We start from the raw sequence: 15,883 nt of genomic DNA on the forward strand, positions 1-15,883 counted from the left end.
GGTCAGGGGCGCAGGGGCAGGAGCGCGCTCAGATCGGCGCGCACCCCGGATGCCACGATGCGGCCCGAGGTGACGGCATCCGCCCACACCTCCTCACCCGTGGCGACGGCGATCCAGGTCGCGGCGTCGGTCTCGACCACGTTGGGCGGGGTGCCGCGCGTGTGACGGGGGCCCTCGATCACCTGCACGGCGCCGAAGGGGGGCACGCGCATCTCGACCGAGTTGCCCGGGGCCTTCTCGGCAAGCAGCTGCAGCAGGTAGCGCACGGCCGTGGCCAGAGCCGGGCGGGGGGCGTCACCCGCGGCGACGGCGGCGAGGGCGGCGCGACCGTCTCCGGTCTCGATGCGGCGAGGGGGCATGGCATCCACGCTACTGGCGGCGGGGAGGGCCCGGGGCGCGTGCAGATCCTCCGCGATGTGCACGACTTCAGCTCGCCGGCGCCCGATTCGACGGAGGATGCGCACATCGCGGAGGTTACGCACGCGCTCCCGGCGCCGAAGGCGTGCCCGCAGCCGACACCGCGTCGCCCGAGCCCGGACCCGCCGCTCGATAGGCTGACCGCGTGAGAATCCTGGTCCTCGGTTCGGGCGCGCGCGAGCACGCCATCATCCTCGCGCTGCGCTCCGAAGAGGCGTCGCACGCGATCTTCGCCGCCCCCGGCAACGCCGGGATCGCGCGCGAGGCGCACCTCGTCGACCTCGATCCGCTCGACCCGGTCGCCGTGCTGACCTTCGCCAAGGACGAGGCGATCGACCTGGTCGTGGTCGGCCCCGAGGCGCCGCTGGTCGCCGGCGTGGCCGATCCGCTGCGGGCGCACGGCATCCCGGTGTTCGGTCCCGGCAAGGCCGCGGCCCAGCTCGAGGGCTCGAAGACGTACGCGAAGCGGATCATGGATGCCGCGGGCGTCCCCACCGGGCGTTCCGTGCGCGCTCACGACGCGGCCACGGTCGCCGCAGCGCTCGACGAGTTCGGTGCGCCCTACGTCGTCAAGGCCGACGGGCTGGCCGCGGGCAAGGGCGTGATCGTCACGAGCGATCGCGACGCCGCCCTGGCCCACGCCGACACCTACCTGCCCACCGGTGCGGTGCTGATCGAGGAGTTCCTGTCGGGCCCCGAGGTGTCGCTGTTCTTCCTGAGCGACGGCGACCACGTCGCCCCCCTGAGCCCCGCGCAGGACTTCAAGCGCCTGCGCGACGGCGATGAGGGCCCCAACACCGGCGGCATGGGCGCGTACTCGCCGCTGCCGTGGCTGAGCGAGCGCTTCGGCGATGAAGAGGCGTTCGTCGACCTCGTCACGCGCGAGATCGCCGAGCCCGTGATCCGGCAGATGGATGCCGAGGGCACTCCCTTCATCGGGCTGCTCTACGCGGGACTCATCCTGACCGAGCAGGGCGTGAAGGTCATCGAGTTCAACGCGCGCTTCGGCGACCCCGAGACCCAGGTCGTGCTGCCGCGTCTCATCGACCCGCTGTCGACGCTGCTGCTGGCCGCGGCGTCGGGCACGCTCGAGGATCAGCCGCGGCCCGCCTTCGCCGAGGCCACCGCGGTCACCGTGGTGCTCGCGAGCCAGGGCTATCCCGAAGCCCCGCTCACCGGACGCGTGCTCACCGGCATCGACGAGGCCGAAGAGGTCGACGGTGTGCACGTCGCCCATGCCGCGACGGCGCTGCGCGACGGCGATCTGGTCGCGACCGGGGGCCGCGTGCTCAGCGTCGTCGCCACCGGCACGACCTTCGCCGAAGCGCGCGAGGCGGCCTACGCCGGTCTCGAGCGCATCGGCCTCGAGGGCGGTCAGTACCGCACCGACATCGCGGCGAAGGTCGCACAGGCCTGAGGCGCGAGAGCCCGACCGTGACCTCGACGACCGCCGCGTACGAGGCGCGGGCACGGGAGTACATCGACGCCCTCGGCACGATGGATGCCGTGCACCCCGTCGACCGGGCGATCGTCGACGCGTGGGCGGACGAGGTGAGCGGCCCCGTGCTCGACGCCGGGTGCGGGCCCGGCCAGTGGACGGCGCATCTCGCAGGTCGCGGGCTCGACGTCCGCGGGATCGACCTGGCGCCGCGATTCGTGGAGCACGCGCGAGCGACGCACCCCGGCATCCGATTCGAGGTGGCGAGCATCGACGAGCTGCCCGACGCGGGCGCTTCACTCGGCGGAGTGCTGGCGTGGTTCTCGACCATCCATCACTCCCCCGACCGGATCGGCGTGGCCCTCCGCGAGTGTGCGCGTGCCCTGCGCCCCGGCGGCGAGCTGCTGCTCGGCTTCTTCGTCGGCGCAGCCCCCGAGCCCTTCGACCACGCCGTCACGCGCGCGTGGCGATGGCCCGTCGCCGAGCTGACGCGAGAGCTGGATGCCGCCGGCTTCGACGTGCTCGAAGCGCAGACGCGTGAGACGCGCGGCGCGCGCCCCGTGGGATCGCTCCGGTGCGAGCGGCGGGTATGACAGCCGTCCCCGCCGCCGATACGAACGACGGATGCCGCCACCCGCTCGGGGTGACGGCATCCGTGATCCTGCTTACTCCCCCGCGGCGGCGGGAGCGGCCTGCGCGGTCTGCTGCGCCGGGCCCTCGTCGCGGGGCGCGCCGTGCGGACGGATCATCGAGGGGCGCTTCATGAACAGCACCACGATGAGTCCGACACCGATCACGACGATCGGCAGAAGCAGCGACTGCCCCATGGCCTGCGAGAACCCGCCGAGCACCTGCGGCGGCAGCGTTCCCGAACCGAAGCTGGCACCGGCATCCGCAGCCCCCGGCAGGTTCGCCTCGAGACGCGCCTGCATGAACGCGGCGATGGATGCCGAACCGATGACCGATCCGACGGTGCGGGTCGTGTTGTAGATGCCCGCGCCGGCGCCCGCCTGACGCGGCGGGAGGTTGCGCGTGGCGGTGGTGGCGAGAGGGCCCCACATGCCCGCGTTTCCGACACCCATGAGGGCCGAGGGGATGAGGAACATCCAGATGGGGGCGTCGTTCAGGATGAGCGCCACGTAGATGCCCAGCGATCCGCCGACCAGCAGCAGTCCCGGCACGAGGAGGAACCGCGGGTCGGTGCGGTCGAGCAGCTTGCCCGCGAAGGGAGCGAGCACGCCCGAGAGGATCGCCAGCGGAACGAGCAGCAGCGCCGACTCGGTGGGCGTGAGGCCGCGGGCGAGCTGCAGGTAGAACATCTGCGGCAGGGCCATGCTCGTCACGGTGAACCCGACGGCCGCGATCGCGAAGTTCGCGACCGAGAAGTTGCGGTCCTTGAACAAGGCGAGAGGGACCAGGGGTTCGCCCGTGCTTCGTCCCTGCGTCCAGATGAAGACGCCCATCACGACGACACCGGCGATCACCATCGCCCAGATCCACGCGGCCCACGAGAAGTGCTCGCCCTCTTGCAGACCGAAGACGATGAGGAACAGACCCACCGCGCTGAGGACGACGCCGAGGATGTCGAACTTGTGCGCCGTGCGCGGCAGCTGCGGCACCAGGATGACCGCGGCGATGAAGCCGATGACACCGACGGGGATGTTGATGAAGAAGATCCACTCCCACCCGAGGCCGTCGACGAGCAGGCCGCCCGCGAGAGGGCCGACGAGGGTGGCGACACCGGCCGTGGCACCCCAGAGGCCCATGGCCGCGCCGCGGTTCTGCGGCGGGAAGGTGCGGGTGATGACGGCCATCGTCTGCGGGGTCATGAGCGCCGCGCCCAGGCCCTGGACGGCGCGGGCGGCGATGAGCACCTCGAGGCTGGGGGCGAGACCGCACGCGAGAGACGCGATGGTGAACACCGCCAGGCCCGTCAGGTAGATGTTCTTGGGGCCGAAGCGGTCGCCGAGGCGACCGGTGATCAGCAGCGGCACGGCGTAGGTGAGCAGGTAGGCGCTGGTGACCCACACGACGTTGTCGAGGTTGTTCGTGTTCGGGTCGAGCGCGGCCTTGATCGCGGGGTTCGCCACCGAGACGATCGTGGTGTCGACCAGGATCATGAAGAACCCGATGACCAGCGCCCACAGGGCGGGCCACGGACTCTTGGCGGGGGTCTTGAAGGACCCCGTCGAGGGGGATGCCGCGGACGCGGCGCGGGAATCGGTCATGGTGTGGTCTCCTTCGAGACGCTGTTCTTCGTGAGATGTTCGGGGATCTCGTCGGAACCCCAGGCGAGGGAGCCGTCGACGAGGCGCGCGCGCAGGGCGTCCTGCCACGCGAGTTCGGCGTCGAGAAGTGCGGCTTGGCGCTGCACCTCGACCATGAACTGATCGGGGACGCCGCGGTGAGCGGCCCCGTCCAGACCGGTGCGGTGCTCGTGCGCCGAGGCGACGAGCAGGGCACGGCGTCGGTCGAGCAGGGCGACCACTTCGTCGCGCTCGAGGTTGTGCGCCTCGGCGAGCGCGACGCGGAAGTCCGCCGCCCGCTCGATCTGCGGCAGTTCGGTGCGCACCCACTCCTCGACCGCCTGGCGGCCGGCGTCGAGCAGGGTGTAGGTGGTGCGTTCGGGACGGTTGCCGTGGCGGTCGACGCCGACCTCGGCGAGAAGTCCGTCGCGTTCGAGGCGCGCGACGGTGTGGTACATCGTGCCCTTCTGCAGGGGCACGAGGCGGTCGTCCTTGCGCTCGCGCAGCAGGCGCACGAGCTCGTAGGTGTGCATGTCGCCCTCGCGCAGAGTCGCGAGGATCATGACGGCGACCGGGGTGAGACGGCTGTGTTCCGGCATCCACCCCTCCTTCATGGTCCATGTCGAATAGTCCATGTGGACTATACGCGTTTGCGCGGCGCGGTGCGAACCCGTCGAACGGATCGAGCGCCCGGCAGAAGTCAACGACCAGTCCGCGCCCGCCAGGGGGGACTTGCGGGAACGCGAATCACGACTGCGAAAACGACGAATGCCCCGTGCCGGAGGGCACGGGGCATTCGCATCAGAGGTCAGTCGGCGATGAGCACCCGACCGGTCGCGCCGGACACGATCAGATCGGCACGCTCGCGGGTGGCCTCGATCAGGACCGCGTTGACACCGTCGACCTCGCGCGCCCAGGCGAGAGCCGCCTGCGGGGATCGCCCTCCCCGCAGGTGTCGTTCGACGAGTCGCGTCTCGCGCGCCTCGGCCGGTGTGTCGCAGAACCACACCTCGTCCAGCGCCCCGCGCACGCCCGCCCACGGCTCGTCGCCGACGAGCAGATAGTTGCCCTCGACCACGACGATGCGCGCCGACGGCTCGATCGCGATCTCGCCCGCCACACCCTCGTCGACCTCGCGCCGGAAGCTCGGCGCGTACACGGTGTGGTCCGTCTCGCGCCGCACCCTGTCGAGCAGGGCGAGGAAGCCCCACCCGTCGAAGGTGTCGAGCGCCCCCTTGCGTTCGCGTCGGCCGAGCCGGTCGAGCGACGCGTTCGCCAGATGGAACCCGTCCATCGGAAGCGCCGCGGCCCCACCGCCGCGGCGCTCGTTCAGTTCCGCCACGATCGCGGCGGCCAGGGTCGTCTTGCCGCCGCCGGGGCTGCCCGCGATGCCGAGCAGGTAGCGGCCGCCCGCGGCGCTCGCAGCCTGCTCGACGCGGTCGACCAGTTCGGCGACGGCGGACGAGGGAGGCCCCTCAGGCGCCATGACCCGCTTCGATCTGCATCGACATGAACGCGAGGGCGTGCCGCGCGAGGGCCGGACCGTCGTTCCACAGGTTGCGCCAGATGGCGAGGTCGTTCGACAGGGTCGGCGAGACGACCGCCGACGAGAACGACTCGAACGTGATCGGACCGGAGTAGTCGATGTCGGCGAGAGCGTGGAAGAACGCGGTGAAGTCGAGGTGCCCCGAGCCCAGGTAGCCGCGGTGGTTCTCGCCGATGTGCACGTAGCCCAAACGGTCTCCCACCAGGTGCACGGGGCGGACCAGATCGTCCTCCTCGATGTTCATGTGATACGTGTCGAGGTGGATCAGGACGTTGTCGTGGCCGATGTCGTCGGCCAGGCGCAGCGCGTCGGCGGCGGTGTTGATAACGTTCGTCTCGTAGCGGTTGCAGATCTCGAGCCCGAGCGTCATGCCCTTGCCCTGCGCCTCGACGGCGAGGTCCTTCAGGGTCGCGACGACGTTGGCCCGGCCGGCGGCGCTCAACTGGTGTCCGTACTTGCCGAGCGCGCTGTACAGGGCGCCCGTGAAGTGCGTGCCGCCGAGGTCGTGGGTGATCTGCAGCGAGTCGTGGAGCAGCTTCGCCCCGCGCTCGACGACCTGCGGGTCGTCGCTGGACACGTCGGCGGCGAAGGCGAGGCCGCGAGAGCACACGATGCCCAGACCGGCGGCCTCGAGCTTGGCGCGCGCGTCGGCGACGTCGAGGCTGGTCGCGTCGTGGAGCGAGAGCTCGAGGATGTCGTACCCAGCCGCGCGGGTCTGGTCGATGATGACGCTCATGTCGTCGGGCGTCGTACCGCCCGCGAAGACGAGGGCGTGGACGCCGAGGGAGTTGGTGACCATGAGGTGAGTTCTTTCGTGAAAGGTCGAACGGGGAGGATCAGGAGGCGACGGTCTCGGCCAGCCGCGCCTTGAGGAAGGCGAGCGACGAGGCGGCGAGTTCGTCGGGGTCGGACCAGAGCGGATGCCACAGGCCGATGTCGATGGCGGAGGTCTCGCCGATGACGACGGGCGAGAAGGACTCGACCGTGATCGGGCCCGCGAACCCGACCGCCGCCAGGGCGGCGAGGAGCGCGGTCCAGTCGATGGTTCCGGTGCCGAGCCGGCCGCGGTGGCTCTCGCTGGCGTGCAGGTAGCCGAGGCGCCGTCCGGCCGTTTCCACGGCCGCCGACAGGCTCTGCTCTTCCATCGCCGCGTGGAACGTGTCGAGGTGGACCACGACGTTCGGCGCACCCATGTCGTCGACGAACCGCGCCGTCTGGGCGGCCGTGTTCAGCAGGTTCGACTCGTAGCGGTTGACGTACTCGACCCCGAGGGTCACGCCCGCCCGCGCGCCGACCGCGGCGACCCGCCGCAGCACGTCGAGCGAGCGCTCGCGCGCCTCGGTGGTGGGAAGGCGGTCGTAGCGGCCCATCGCCGAGAACACCACCCCGCCGACGAACGTCGCGCCGATGTCGGCGGCGAAGTGCATCGCCTCGGTCAGGCGGTGCTCTCCACGGGCGCGCCGGGCGGGGTCGGCATCCGAGATGTCATCCGAGAACGACAGCGCGAGCGACACCGAGGCGTCGATGCCGTGCCGCGAGAGGGCCCGCACCGTGTCCCCCGCATCGAGCACCTCGCGGTCGATCGCCGGGATCTCGATGAGGTCGTACCCCGCGGCGGCCGCCGCACCGATCGCACGGTCGGCCGCGACGGGGCTCCAATCGAACCCCCACACACCCGCATGGATGCCGAAGAGCTGCGTCATCGTCTCAGGCGGCCTTGGCGCCGGTGATGAGCGCGACGAGCTCGTCGCCGTCGGTTTCGGCGGCACGGCGTTCGGCGACGGCCAGACCACCGCGCATGACCCACACGTGATCCGACAGGCGCAGCACCTGGTCGAAGTTGTGGCTGATGAGCAGCACCGCGACGCCCTGTTCCTTGAGCTTGCGGATGATGCCCTCCACGCGCGCGGTCTCCTGCACGCCCAGGGCGGCGGTGGGCTCGTCCATGATGACGATGGACCCTCCCCAGCCGGCCGCACGCGCGATCGACACGGCCTGGCGCTGCCCGCCCGACAGGCGTCGCACCCGACTGGTGACCGGCGGCACGTTGACCGCGAGGTCCGAGACGAGTTCCTGCGCGGTGGCGCGCATGGCCTTGCGGTCGAGGAAGCGGAAGGGGCCGAAACCCGTCGTCTTCTCGCGCCCGAGGAAGAAGTTCTGCCAGACGGTCAGATCCTCGACCAGGGCCAGGTTCTGCTGCACGGTCTCGATTCCGTGCTCGCGCGCGGCGAGCGGGGTGTCGAGGTGGACGTCGCGGCCGTCGAGCGTGATGGTGCCGGAGTCGGGGCGATGGATGCCGGAGAGGCACCGCACGAGCGTCGACTTGCCGGCGCCGTTGTCGCCGATGAGGGCCGTGACCTCGCCGCGCCGCATGGTCATCGAGGCGCCGCGCAGGGCGTGGACGCCACCGAAGGACTTGGTGATGTTCTCGGCGGAGAGGACGATGTCGTTTCCGCCCGGGATGTCAGTGGTCATTTCTTCTGGAACCTCGTGAGAAGGGCGGCGAGTACGACGACGAGACCGACGGCGAGCGGCTGGTAGAACTGCGACACTCCGACGAGCGTCAGTCCGTTGCTGAGGGCGGTGAGCAGCAGCGCACCCAGGACGGGGCCGACGATCTTTCCGCGGCCGCCGGTGAGGGCGACACCGCCCAGGACGACGGCGGCGATCGAGTTGAGCAGGTACTGCGTGTTGATGGCGGGTTCGGCGGCACCGATGCGGGCGACGAGGAGGATGGATGCCAAGCCCGCGAGCATCGCCGCGAGCACGTACACCGCGATCCGCACGTGCGCCGCGTTGATGCCGTTGGCGACGGCCGCCTCTTCGCTGCCGCCGATGGCCTGCACGTGCAGCCCGAACCGGGTGCGGAACATCACGACGCCGAAGACGACGGCGATCACGACCGCGATGAGGAACGGGAAGCCGAAGATGCCGATCGAGCCGGCGGTGAGGCGCAGCAGCTCGGGGCTGGTGAACGAGATCGGCTTGCCCTGGGTGAGGATGAGCGCCAGGCCCGTCGCGACCGAGAGCGTTCCGAGGGTGGCGATGAAGTCGGTGACCTTGCCGGTGGCGATGAGCAGACCATTGGCCACACCGACGAGGCCGGACACGACGATCGCGATGACGGCCGACAGCCAGAAGCCCAGACCGGCCTGCCACGCGAGGCCGAAGCCGACCGCGCCGAGCGTCATGGTGGCCGAGATCGACAGGTCGATGCCCCCCGTGGTGATGACGAAGGCCTGTGCGACCGCCAGGATCACCAGGATCGCCGAGGCGATGAGCATGGCCTGGATGTTGCCGAGGGTGAGGAAGGAGGGGCTCAGGATCGCGAAGACGATCACGAGGAGGACGAGCCCGACGGGGGCGGCGTTCTCTGCCCAGAAGCTGAGACTGCGCGCGTCCCGTCCCAGCGCCGCGAAGCGGGAGGGGGGAACGTCGAGCGTCGTCGTTCTCAACGGAGTTGTCATGACGGAGCGGACTTTCTCGAAGAAGGGGAAGGGGAGCCGGGGCGGAGCGCGCTCCGCCCCGGCGTGTCGGCCGGTGTCAGCCGAGCAGGTCGGCGAGGGGGTTGGTGAACTCCTCGAACGGCTGCGGGAACTTCGCGATGGCGTCCGAGGCGTTCTGCTCGGTGACCAGGGCGGTCGGGGACTCCACGTTGGAGGGGAGCGTGCCGCCCTTGACGGCGACCTCGCACGCCTGCACGCCCAGCTGTCCGATCGCGAACGGGTACTGCGCGACGGTCGCGGACAGGCCGCCCGCGGCGACCGACTCGAGGGCGTCCTTGTTGCCGTCGACGCTGACGACGACGATCTGACCCGTCTTGCCGGCGTTCTCGACGGCCTTGACGATGCCGAGACCCATGTCGTCGTTGGCCGCGAAGAACGCCGCGATGTCGGGGTTGGCGGCGATGATGTCGGTGGCCTTGGTCAGGGCGAGCTCGCGCTTCCAGTCGGCGGCTTCCTCCTGGACGACCTCGAGGCCGCTCGCCGCGGCCTTGAAGCCGTCGATGCGCGCCGCGCTGGTGACGTTGCCCGCGACGCCGCCGATGATGGCGACCTTGGCGCCCGCGGCGACCTTGCCCGCGACGAACTCGCCGGCCTTGCCGCCGGCCGCCTCGTTGTCGGTGCCGATGTAGGTGGCGGGGGTGACGCCGGCGGCGGAGGCGGCGTCGGCGTCGAGGGGCTGGTCGATGTTGACGACCGGGGTGCCCTTCGCGGCGATGGGCGCGAGCGCCTGGACGAGGTTCGTACCGCTGATGGGGTTGATGATGAAGCAGCCCATGTCCTGGCCGGCCAGGGTCGTCAGCTTGTCGGCCTGACCGGTGGTGTCCGCCGTGTCGGCGGCCGCCTGAACCGAGACGTTCACGCCGTCGGTCGAGGCGGTGTCGGTGATGCCGTCCTGCATCGCCTGGAAGAACGGGTTGTCGAGTCCCTTGATCACGGCGGCGATCGACGACGAGCCGGAGCCGCCGGCCGTGGAGGCGGCGGGGGACGAACATCCCGCGAGGGAGATCGCGAGGGCCGCAGCAGGCGCGGCCAGGAAGATGAGGCGGCGCTTCTGAGCGTTGGTGCGGAACATCTCTGTCCTTCGAATCAGGGCACCACTGCGTGCCGGTAACATCAATGTAGCGCCCCTTTCGGTTACTCACAACACAAAAGATGGGGATCTTTGAGGTTTCCGTTACGATGTGATCACGCTGACGAGGAGGTGACGCGATGACGGAGCTGGGATCGCACGAGAGCGACGTGCTCGGACTCTTCCGCGAGCACGGGTCGCTCAGTCGCACCGACGTCATCACGCTGTCCGGACTGTCGCGATCGACCATCAACCAGCGTCTCGCCGCGCTCACCGCCGCGGGGCTGCTGCAACCCCTCGAGGGCGGAGAGTCCACCGGCGGGCGCCCGTCGAGCCGGTTCGCCTTCCGCGCCGACCGCGCCGTGATCATGTGCGCCGACATCGGCGCGACCGGCTTCACCGCCGCGGCCTGCGACCTGAGCGGAACCCCCCTGGCGCAGACCGAGGTCGCCATCGACGTGTGGGAGGGCCCGGAGCCCGTCCTCGGCGCGATCCTCGAGGCCTTCCGATCACTGCGCCCCGACGCCGACGTCTGGGCCATCGCCATCGGCGTCCCCGGACCGGTCGAGTTCGCCGCGCACCGCGTCGTGAACCCTCCGATCATGACCGGGTGGGATCGCTTCGACATCGCGGGGTGGTTCGCCCCGGCCTACGCCGCGCCCGTCATCGTCGAGAACGATGCCAACGCCCGCGCGGTCGCCGAGGCCCGGCACCACCGCCTCGACAACGTCATCGCCCTCAAGCTCGGAACGGGCATCGGTGCCGGGCTGGTCTTCAACGGCCAGATCATCCGCGGCGACAAGGGTGCGGCGGGCGACATCGGTCACACGCGCGCGGTGATCGTGGAGTCGCCCGCGCGCGAGTGCCGATGCGGCAGCTTCGACTGCGTCGAGGCCTACGCCGGCGGATGGGCGATCGAACGCGAGCTCGGCCAGGCGGGGCTGACGGTTCACGGCGTCCGCGACATCGTCGAGCTGGTGCAGAGGGGCGACATCGACGCCGTGCGTCGGGTCCGCGGCGCCGGACGCGTGATCGGCGACGCGATCGCCGACCTCGTCAGCATCCTCAACCCGCGCGCCATCGCGCTCTCGGGCCAGCTCGCCGAGTGCGACGAGGTGCTGATGTCCGGCATCCGGGAACGCGTCTACCAGCGCGCGACACCGCTGGTGACGCGCGACCTGGTGATCGCGCGCTCCGACCTGGGCGCCCTGGCCGGGGTCATCGGCCTCGCCCTCATCTCGAGCGACGCGATCCTGCGACCGGCCTCGCTCGACGAGATCCTCAAGCGCGCGACCGCCCCGGTCTGACCCGCGACTCAGCCCTTCTCGGGAGTGGACGCGACCGTCGGCTCCGCCGGCACCGACCGACGCTGCCGCCACCGCGCCGGCAGGCCGAAGATGCCGCGCTGGTTCGCCTCTTCGACCTCGAGGCCGTAGTGCTCGCCGATCGCATCGCGCAGCTGCGCACGCTCGGCCTTGTCGTAGGCCTTCATCTCACGGCGGAACGCGGTGACGGTCGCCCAGCAGATGGCCAGCAGCACCAGGCTGAAGGGCAGCGCGATGCTGATCGCCGCGGTCTGCAGGGCGGTGAGCCCGCCCGCGATCAGCAGGGCGAAAGCGATGATCGCGGTGGCCAGGGCGAAGAAGACGCGCACCCAGTTCTTCGGTTCCTCTTCGCCGCCGGTCGCGATCATGCTCATCACCAGGGCGCCCGAGTCGGCCGAGGTGACGAAGAACACGGCGATCAGGATCAGGAAGCCCACGATCAGCACCGCCGAGCCGGGCACCCCCTCGAGCATCTGGAACAGCGCCGTCGACACGTCGACCGATCCGTCGGGACCGGCGAGGGACGCCGTCCCGGTCAGCTCGCCGTAGATCGCGGTGCCACCGAGGACGGTGAACCACAGGATGCCGACGAGCGTGGGCACCAGGATCACGCCGACCACGAACTCGCGCACCGTCCGGCCGCGCGAGATGCGCGCGATGAAGATGCCCACGAAGGGCGCCCACGAGATCCACCAGCCCCAGTAGAACGCCGTCCACGCGCCCTGCCACGCCACGCCGTCGTCGCCGGCGTAGGCGCTGACCGTGAACGACAGCCCCACGAAGCTCTGGATGTAATTGCCGATGGACTGCACGACGTCGCGCAGCAGGAACTCGGTCGGACCGGCGAAGAGCAGATAGACCATCAACACCCCCGCGAGCACGAGATTGATGTTAGACAGCCACTTCATGCCCTTGCCCACGCCCGAGAGCAGCGAGAACAGCACGAAGCCCGTGATGATGCCGATGATGATCGCCTGGCTGATGATCGACGGCGGCACGACGCCGAGGAAGTCGAGTCCGGCGCTGATCTGGATGACGCCGAGCCCCAACGACGTCGCCACACCGAACAGCGTGCCCACGAGGGCCGCCACGTCGACGGCGTTGCCCCAGCCGCCCTGGACGAGACGGGCGCCGAGGATCGGCTCGAGCGCCCAGCGAATGGTGCGGGGACGCTTGCGGCGGTGGAAGGCGTAGGCGAGGGCGAGGCCCAGCACGACGTAGATGGACCACGCGTGCACGCCCCAGTGCAGGAACGTCTGCGACATCGCCTGCTGCGCGAGTTCGGCGGGCGTGCCGGTCACTCCGGGACGCGGTGAGATGAAGTGGCTGAGCGGTTCGCTCACCCCGTAGAACACCAGGCCGATGCCCATTCCCGCGGCGAACAGCAGCGAGAACCACGAGATCGTCGAGAACTCCGGCTCGTCGTCGTCCTGGCCGAGCTTGATGTTGCCGAAGCGGCTGAAGCCCATCGCCAGGGCGAACACGACGAAGAACGCCGCGATGAGCACGTAATACCAGTTGAAGGTCGACACGATCGTCGTCTGCACCGCGTCGAAGGTGGCCTCGGCCGCCGCGGGGAAGAACAGCGCGAAAGCGATGAACGCGAGCGCGATCGCAGCGGCGGGCCAGAAGACCCAGCCGCGGATGGTCTGGTGGCGGCTCCCCGCGTGGGGATCGATGGATGCCGCGGTGTCGGGGGCTGCCTCGGTCATACGTTCCAGGCTAGCCAGGGCCCCGCGCGCGCCCCGGGGGCAGGCGCCGCGAAGACGCCTGTGACAGAATCCGCGCCCGCGCCGCCCGCGCGCACCCGCGATAATGAGCGGGTGACCTCCGCTCCCCCGCTCGAGCTCCCCGGTTGGCGACACGTCTACTCCGGCAAGGTTCGCGACCTCTATGTGCCCGCCGACACTGCCGACGACGCGACCCCCGCGCGGTTGCTCGTGGTGGCCAGCGACCGCGTCAGCGCCTTCGATCACGTGCTGGCCCCCGGCATCCCGGACAAAGGCGAACTGCTGACCACGCTGAGCCTGTGGTGGTTCGATCAGCTCGCCGGAGCCGACGGCGGTCCGAGCATCCCCAACCACCTCGCGCCCGACCACGTGCTCGCCTCGGACGACGCGATCTCGGTGATCCCGGATGCCGTGCAGGGGCGGGCGATGCTCGTGCGCTCGCTCGACATGCAGCCGATCGAGTGCGTCGTGCGCGGCTATCTGACCGGTTCGGGGTGGGCCGAATACCGCGCGTCGGGCACGGTGTGCGGCATCCCGCTCCCCGCGGGGCTCAGCGACGGCGACCGCCTGCCGGAGCCGCTCTACACGCCGGCGTTCAAGGCGCCCATGGGCGAGCACGACGAGAACATCACCTTCGAACGCTCCGTCGAACTGGTCGGCGCCGAGACGGCCACCGCGCTGCGAGACCTCTCGCTCGAGATCTACCGCCGCGCCGCCGCGACCGCCGAGGCGCACGGCCTGATCCTGGCCGACACGAAGTTCGAGTTCGGCTTCGACGCCGAGGGCGTGCTGACGCTGGCCGACGAGGTGCTCACCTCGGACTCGTCCCGATACTGGGATGCCGAGTCCTGGCGCACCGGCACCACCCCCGCCGAGCGCATGGCGAGCTTCGACAAGCAGATCGTCCGTGACTGGCTCGCGGCGCACTGGGACAAGACCGGCGAGCCGCCCGCGCTGCCCGCCGAGATCGTCGAGCGCACGCGCGAGCGCTACGCGACCCTGCTGCGCCTGCTCACCGCCTGACCGCACGACCCTTCAACCATTTGACGGCGAAACCGCACCCGCCCGCCGAGACAGCACGTTTCTGACGACAAGGGCCTGCGCTCTCGGCAGACGCGTGCGGTCTCGGCATCCATCCCCTCGAGGAGACACATGTTCCGCTGGAAAATGCACGGCGATGGGCGCACCGTCGCACCGGGGGCGGTCGTCGCCCCGGGCGAACGGCTCAACTGGGGCGCGACGATCGCGATCGGCCTGCAGCACGTCATCGCGATGTTCGGCGCCACGTTCCTGGTGCCGGTGCTCACCGGGTTCCCGGTGTCGACGACGCTGCTGTTCTCGGGTGTGGGCACGCTGCTCTTCCTGCTCGTGACGCGCAACCGCCTCCCCAGCTACCTCGGGTCGTCGTTCGCGTTCATCGCGCCCATCACCGCCGCCACGACGATGGACGCGACCGGCGGCTCCGCCCTGGCGGGCATCGTCGCCGTGGGTGTGCTGCTCATGGCGATCGGCTTCGTCGTGCAGTTCGCCGGCCTCGGGTGGGTCGACAAGGTCATGCCGCCCGTGGTCGCGGGCGCGATCGTCGCGCTGATCGGCTTCAACCTCGCGCCGGTGGCGTGGTCGAACTTCCAGGTGCAGCCGCTGCCGGGAACGATCACGCTCGTCGCCGTCATCCTCTTCAGCGTGCTGTTCCGCGGGTTCCTGGGGCGGATCTCGATCTTCCTCGGCGTCATCGTCGGCTACGTCGCCACCGTCGTCATCCAGCTGTCGACGGGTGAGACGCTCATCGACTTCGCGGCGGTCGAAGCGGCCCCGTGGGTGGGCCTGCCCGAGTTCCGCTTCCCCGACTTCGCGTCGGCCGGCACGTGGTCGGTGATCGCGATGTTCCTGCCCGTCGTCCTGGTGCTTGTGGCCGAGAACGTCGGGCACGTGCGCGGTGTCGCGGCGATGACGGATGCCACGGCCAACCGCTCCACGGGCCGCGCCCTGATCGCCGACGGCGCCGCCACGACGCTCGCGGGAGCCTTCGGCGGCTCGGGCACGACCACCTACGGCGAGAACATCGGCGTCATGGCCGCGACCCGCGTGTACTCCACGGCGGTGTACTGGGTCGCCGGTTTGACCGCGATCGTGCTGAGCCTGTCGCCCAAGGTCGGCGCGGTATTCAACACGATCCCGCCGGGGGTGCTCGGCGGTGTGACCACCGCGCTGTACGGCCTGATCGGCATCATCGGCATCAAGATCTGGGTCGACAACCGCGTGGACTTCTCGCGCCCGGTCAACCAGTACACCGGCGCCGTCGCCCTCGTGCTGGCGATCGCCGGGTTCACGATGCAGTGGGGCGACTTCCAGCTCGGAGCGATCGTGCTCGGCTCGGTCGCCGCCCTGGTGATCTACCACCTCGGCAACGCGATCGCCCGCGCCCGCCGGACCGGTGCGGACGACGGCGGCCCCATCCCCGCGGTCGGCCCGCTCGGCGGCGACCCCGCCTGACGCCGGGTCGGCCGTCGGCCCGGGCGGGTGCCGAGACCGCACCCGTTCGCCGAGACCGCACGCTCGTGACGACACACGCGTGTGGTCTCGTCCGGTGCGTGCGGTCTCGGCGC

General features: G+C 70.5%; 15 protein-coding genes. 5 read left to right on the top strand and 10 right to left on the bottom strand.

Features of this window, described 5'->3' with window-relative positions:
* Positions 1–2 precede the first annotated feature (2 nt).
* Positions 3–359, bottom strand: coding sequence for a sterol carrier family protein (locus DBR36_RS05290; protein ID WP_108317890.1), 357 nt, complete (start codon positions 357–359; stop codon positions 3–5).
* A 203-nt stretch (positions 360–562) separates the two neighbouring features.
* Between DBR36_RS05290 and purD the strand changes: the two genes are divergently transcribed.
* Both purD and DBR36_RS05300 read left to right on the top strand, forming a co-directional pair.
* Positions 563–1,834 (top strand): phosphoribosylamine--glycine ligase, encoded by a 1,272-nt coding sequence (gene purD / locus DBR36_RS05295; protein ID WP_108317891.1) that lies wholly within the window; start codon positions 563–565, stop codon positions 1,832–1,834.
* A gap of 17 nt (positions 1,835–1,851) precedes the next feature.
* Positions 1,852–2,448, top strand: coding sequence for a bifunctional 2-polyprenyl-6-hydroxyphenol methylase/3-demethylubiquinol 3-O-methyltransferase UbiG (locus DBR36_RS05300; protein ID WP_108317892.1), 597 nt, complete (start codon positions 1,852–1,854; stop codon positions 2,446–2,448).
* Positions 2,449–2,520: 72 nt separating this feature from the next.
* Here DBR36_RS05300 and DBR36_RS05305 read toward each other — a convergent pair whose 3' ends face one another.
* From DBR36_RS05305 to DBR36_RS05340, 8 genes are all read right to left on the bottom strand, one after another.
* Entirely contained in the window at positions 2,521–4,083 is a 1,563-nt protein-coding gene (locus DBR36_RS05305; protein ID WP_108317893.1) for a DHA2 family efflux MFS transporter permease subunit, read from the bottom strand.
* Positions 4,080–4,700 carry a PadR family transcriptional regulator gene (locus tag DBR36_RS05310; RefSeq protein ID WP_108317904.1) on the bottom strand — a complete coding sequence of 207 codons (621 nt, stop codon included), beginning with the start codon at positions 4,698–4,700 and terminating at the stop codon, positions 4,080–4,082. The genes DBR36_RS05305 and DBR36_RS05310 overlap by 4 nt, the downstream gene beginning before the upstream one ends.
* 209 nt (positions 4,701–4,909) lie before the next feature.
* Positions 4,910–5,587, bottom strand: coding sequence for a nucleoside/nucleotide kinase family protein (locus DBR36_RS05315; protein ID WP_108317894.1), 678 nt, complete (start codon positions 5,585–5,587; stop codon positions 4,910–4,912).
* Positions 5,577–6,446, bottom strand: coding sequence for a sugar phosphate isomerase/epimerase (locus DBR36_RS05320; protein WP_108317895.1), 870 nt, complete (start codon positions 6,444–6,446; stop codon positions 5,577–5,579). The genes DBR36_RS05315 and DBR36_RS05320 overlap by 11 nt, the downstream gene beginning before the upstream one ends.
* 37 nt (positions 6,447–6,483) lie before the next feature.
* Complete coding sequence (locus tag DBR36_RS05325) at positions 6,484–7,350, bottom strand: sugar phosphate isomerase/epimerase (protein WP_108317896.1); 867 nt, start codon at positions 7,348–7,350, stop codon at positions 6,484–6,486.
* A gap of 4 nt (positions 7,351–7,354) precedes the next feature.
* The gene (locus DBR36_RS05330) at positions 7,355–8,122 is read right to left on the bottom strand and encodes an ATP-binding cassette domain-containing protein (RefSeq protein WP_108317897.1); all 768 of its coding nucleotides are present in this window, start codon (positions 8,120–8,122) and stop codon (positions 7,355–7,357) included.
* Positions 8,119–9,114 (bottom strand): ABC transporter permease, encoded by a 996-nt coding sequence (locus tag DBR36_RS05335; RefSeq protein ID WP_108317898.1) that lies wholly within the window; start codon positions 9,112–9,114, stop codon positions 8,119–8,121. The genes DBR36_RS05330 and DBR36_RS05335 overlap by 4 nt, the downstream gene beginning before the upstream one ends.
* A gap of 76 nt (positions 9,115–9,190) precedes the next feature.
* Positions 9,191–10,225 carry a substrate-binding domain-containing protein gene (locus tag DBR36_RS05340; protein WP_108317899.1) on the bottom strand — a complete coding sequence of 345 codons (1,035 nt, stop codon included), beginning with the start codon at positions 10,223–10,225 and terminating at the stop codon, positions 9,191–9,193.
* Positions 10,226–10,362: 137 nt separating this feature from the next.
* Between DBR36_RS05340 and DBR36_RS05345 the strand changes: the two genes are divergently transcribed.
* Positions 10,363–11,529: an ROK family protein gene (locus tag DBR36_RS05345; RefSeq protein ID WP_108317900.1), complete on the top strand. Its 1,167-nt coding sequence runs from the start codon at positions 10,363–10,365 to the stop codon at positions 11,527–11,529.
* Positions 11,530–11,537: 8 nt separating this feature from the next.
* On the opposite strand, the gene DBR36_RS05350 is transcribed toward DBR36_RS05345, so the two are convergent.
* Positions 11,538–13,259, bottom strand: a complete 1,722-nt coding sequence (locus DBR36_RS05350; RefSeq protein ID WP_108317901.1) for a BCCT family transporter — start codon at positions 13,257–13,259, stop codon at positions 11,538–11,540.
* A gap of 111 nt (positions 13,260–13,370) precedes the next feature.
* Here DBR36_RS05350 and DBR36_RS05355 point away from each other — a divergent pair, with 111 nt between their 5' ends.
* Both DBR36_RS05355 and DBR36_RS05360 read left to right on the top strand, forming a co-directional pair.
* A complete protein-coding gene (locus DBR36_RS05355; protein WP_108317902.1) occupies positions 13,371–14,300 on the top strand; it encodes a phosphoribosylaminoimidazolesuccinocarboxamide synthase in 930 nt (309 codons plus the stop codon).
* Positions 14,301–14,429: 129 nt separating this feature from the next.
* Entirely contained in the window at positions 14,430–15,770 is a 1,341-nt protein-coding gene (locus DBR36_RS05360; RefSeq protein WP_108317903.1) for a uracil-xanthine permease family protein, read from the top strand.
* The last annotated feature ends 113 nt before the right edge of the window (positions 15,771–15,883 follow it).

Source organism: Microbacterium sp. HMWF026 (genome assembly GCF_003061325.1).
GTDB classification, from domain to species: Bacteria; Actinomycetota; Actinomycetes; order Actinomycetales; family Microbacteriaceae; genus Microbacterium; species Microbacterium testaceum_E.

Coding starts and splice junctions, on each gene's coding strand:
- DBR36_RS05310 (WP_108317904.1), bottom strand. CDS start 4,700: ATGCCGGAACACAGCCGTCTCACCCCGGTCGCCGTCATGATCCTCGCG.
- DBR36_RS05340 (WP_108317899.1), bottom strand. CDS start 10,225: ATGTTCCGCACCAACGCTCAGAAGCGCCGCCTCATCTTCCTGGCCGCG.
- DBR36_RS05325 (WP_108317896.1), bottom strand. CDS start 7,350: ATGACGCAGCTCTTCGGCATCCATGCGGGTGTGTGGGGGTTCGATTGG.
- DBR36_RS05345 (WP_108317900.1), top strand. CDS start 10,363: ATGACGGAGCTGGGATCGCACGAGAGCGACGTGCTCGGACTCTTCCGC.
- DBR36_RS05330 (WP_108317897.1), bottom strand. CDS start 8,122: ATGACCACTGACATCCCGGGCGGAAACGACATCGTCCTCTCCGCCGAG.
- DBR36_RS05335 (WP_108317898.1), bottom strand. CDS start 9,114: ATGACAACTCCGTTGAGAACGACGACGCTCGACGTTCCCCCCTCCCGC.
- DBR36_RS05320 (WP_108317895.1), bottom strand. CDS start 6,446: ATGGTCACCAACTCCCTCGGCGTCCACGCCCTCGTCTTCGCGGGCGGT.
- DBR36_RS05360 (WP_108317903.1), top strand. CDS start 14,430: ATGTTCCGCTGGAAAATGCACGGCGATGGGCGCACCGTCGCACCGGGG.
- DBR36_RS05290 (WP_108317890.1), bottom strand. CDS start 359: ATGCCCCCTCGCCGCATCGAGACCGGAGACGGTCGCGCCGCCCTCGCC.
- DBR36_RS05350 (WP_108317901.1), bottom strand. CDS start 13,259: ATGACCGAGGCAGCCCCCGACACCGCGGCATCCATCGATCCCCACGCG.
- DBR36_RS05305 (WP_108317893.1), bottom strand. CDS start 4,083: ATGACCGATTCCCGCGCCGCGTCCGCGGCATCCCCCTCGACGGGGTCC.
- DBR36_RS05315 (WP_108317894.1), bottom strand. CDS start 5,587: ATGGCGCCTGAGGGGCCTCCCTCGTCCGCCGTCGCCGAACTGGTCGAC.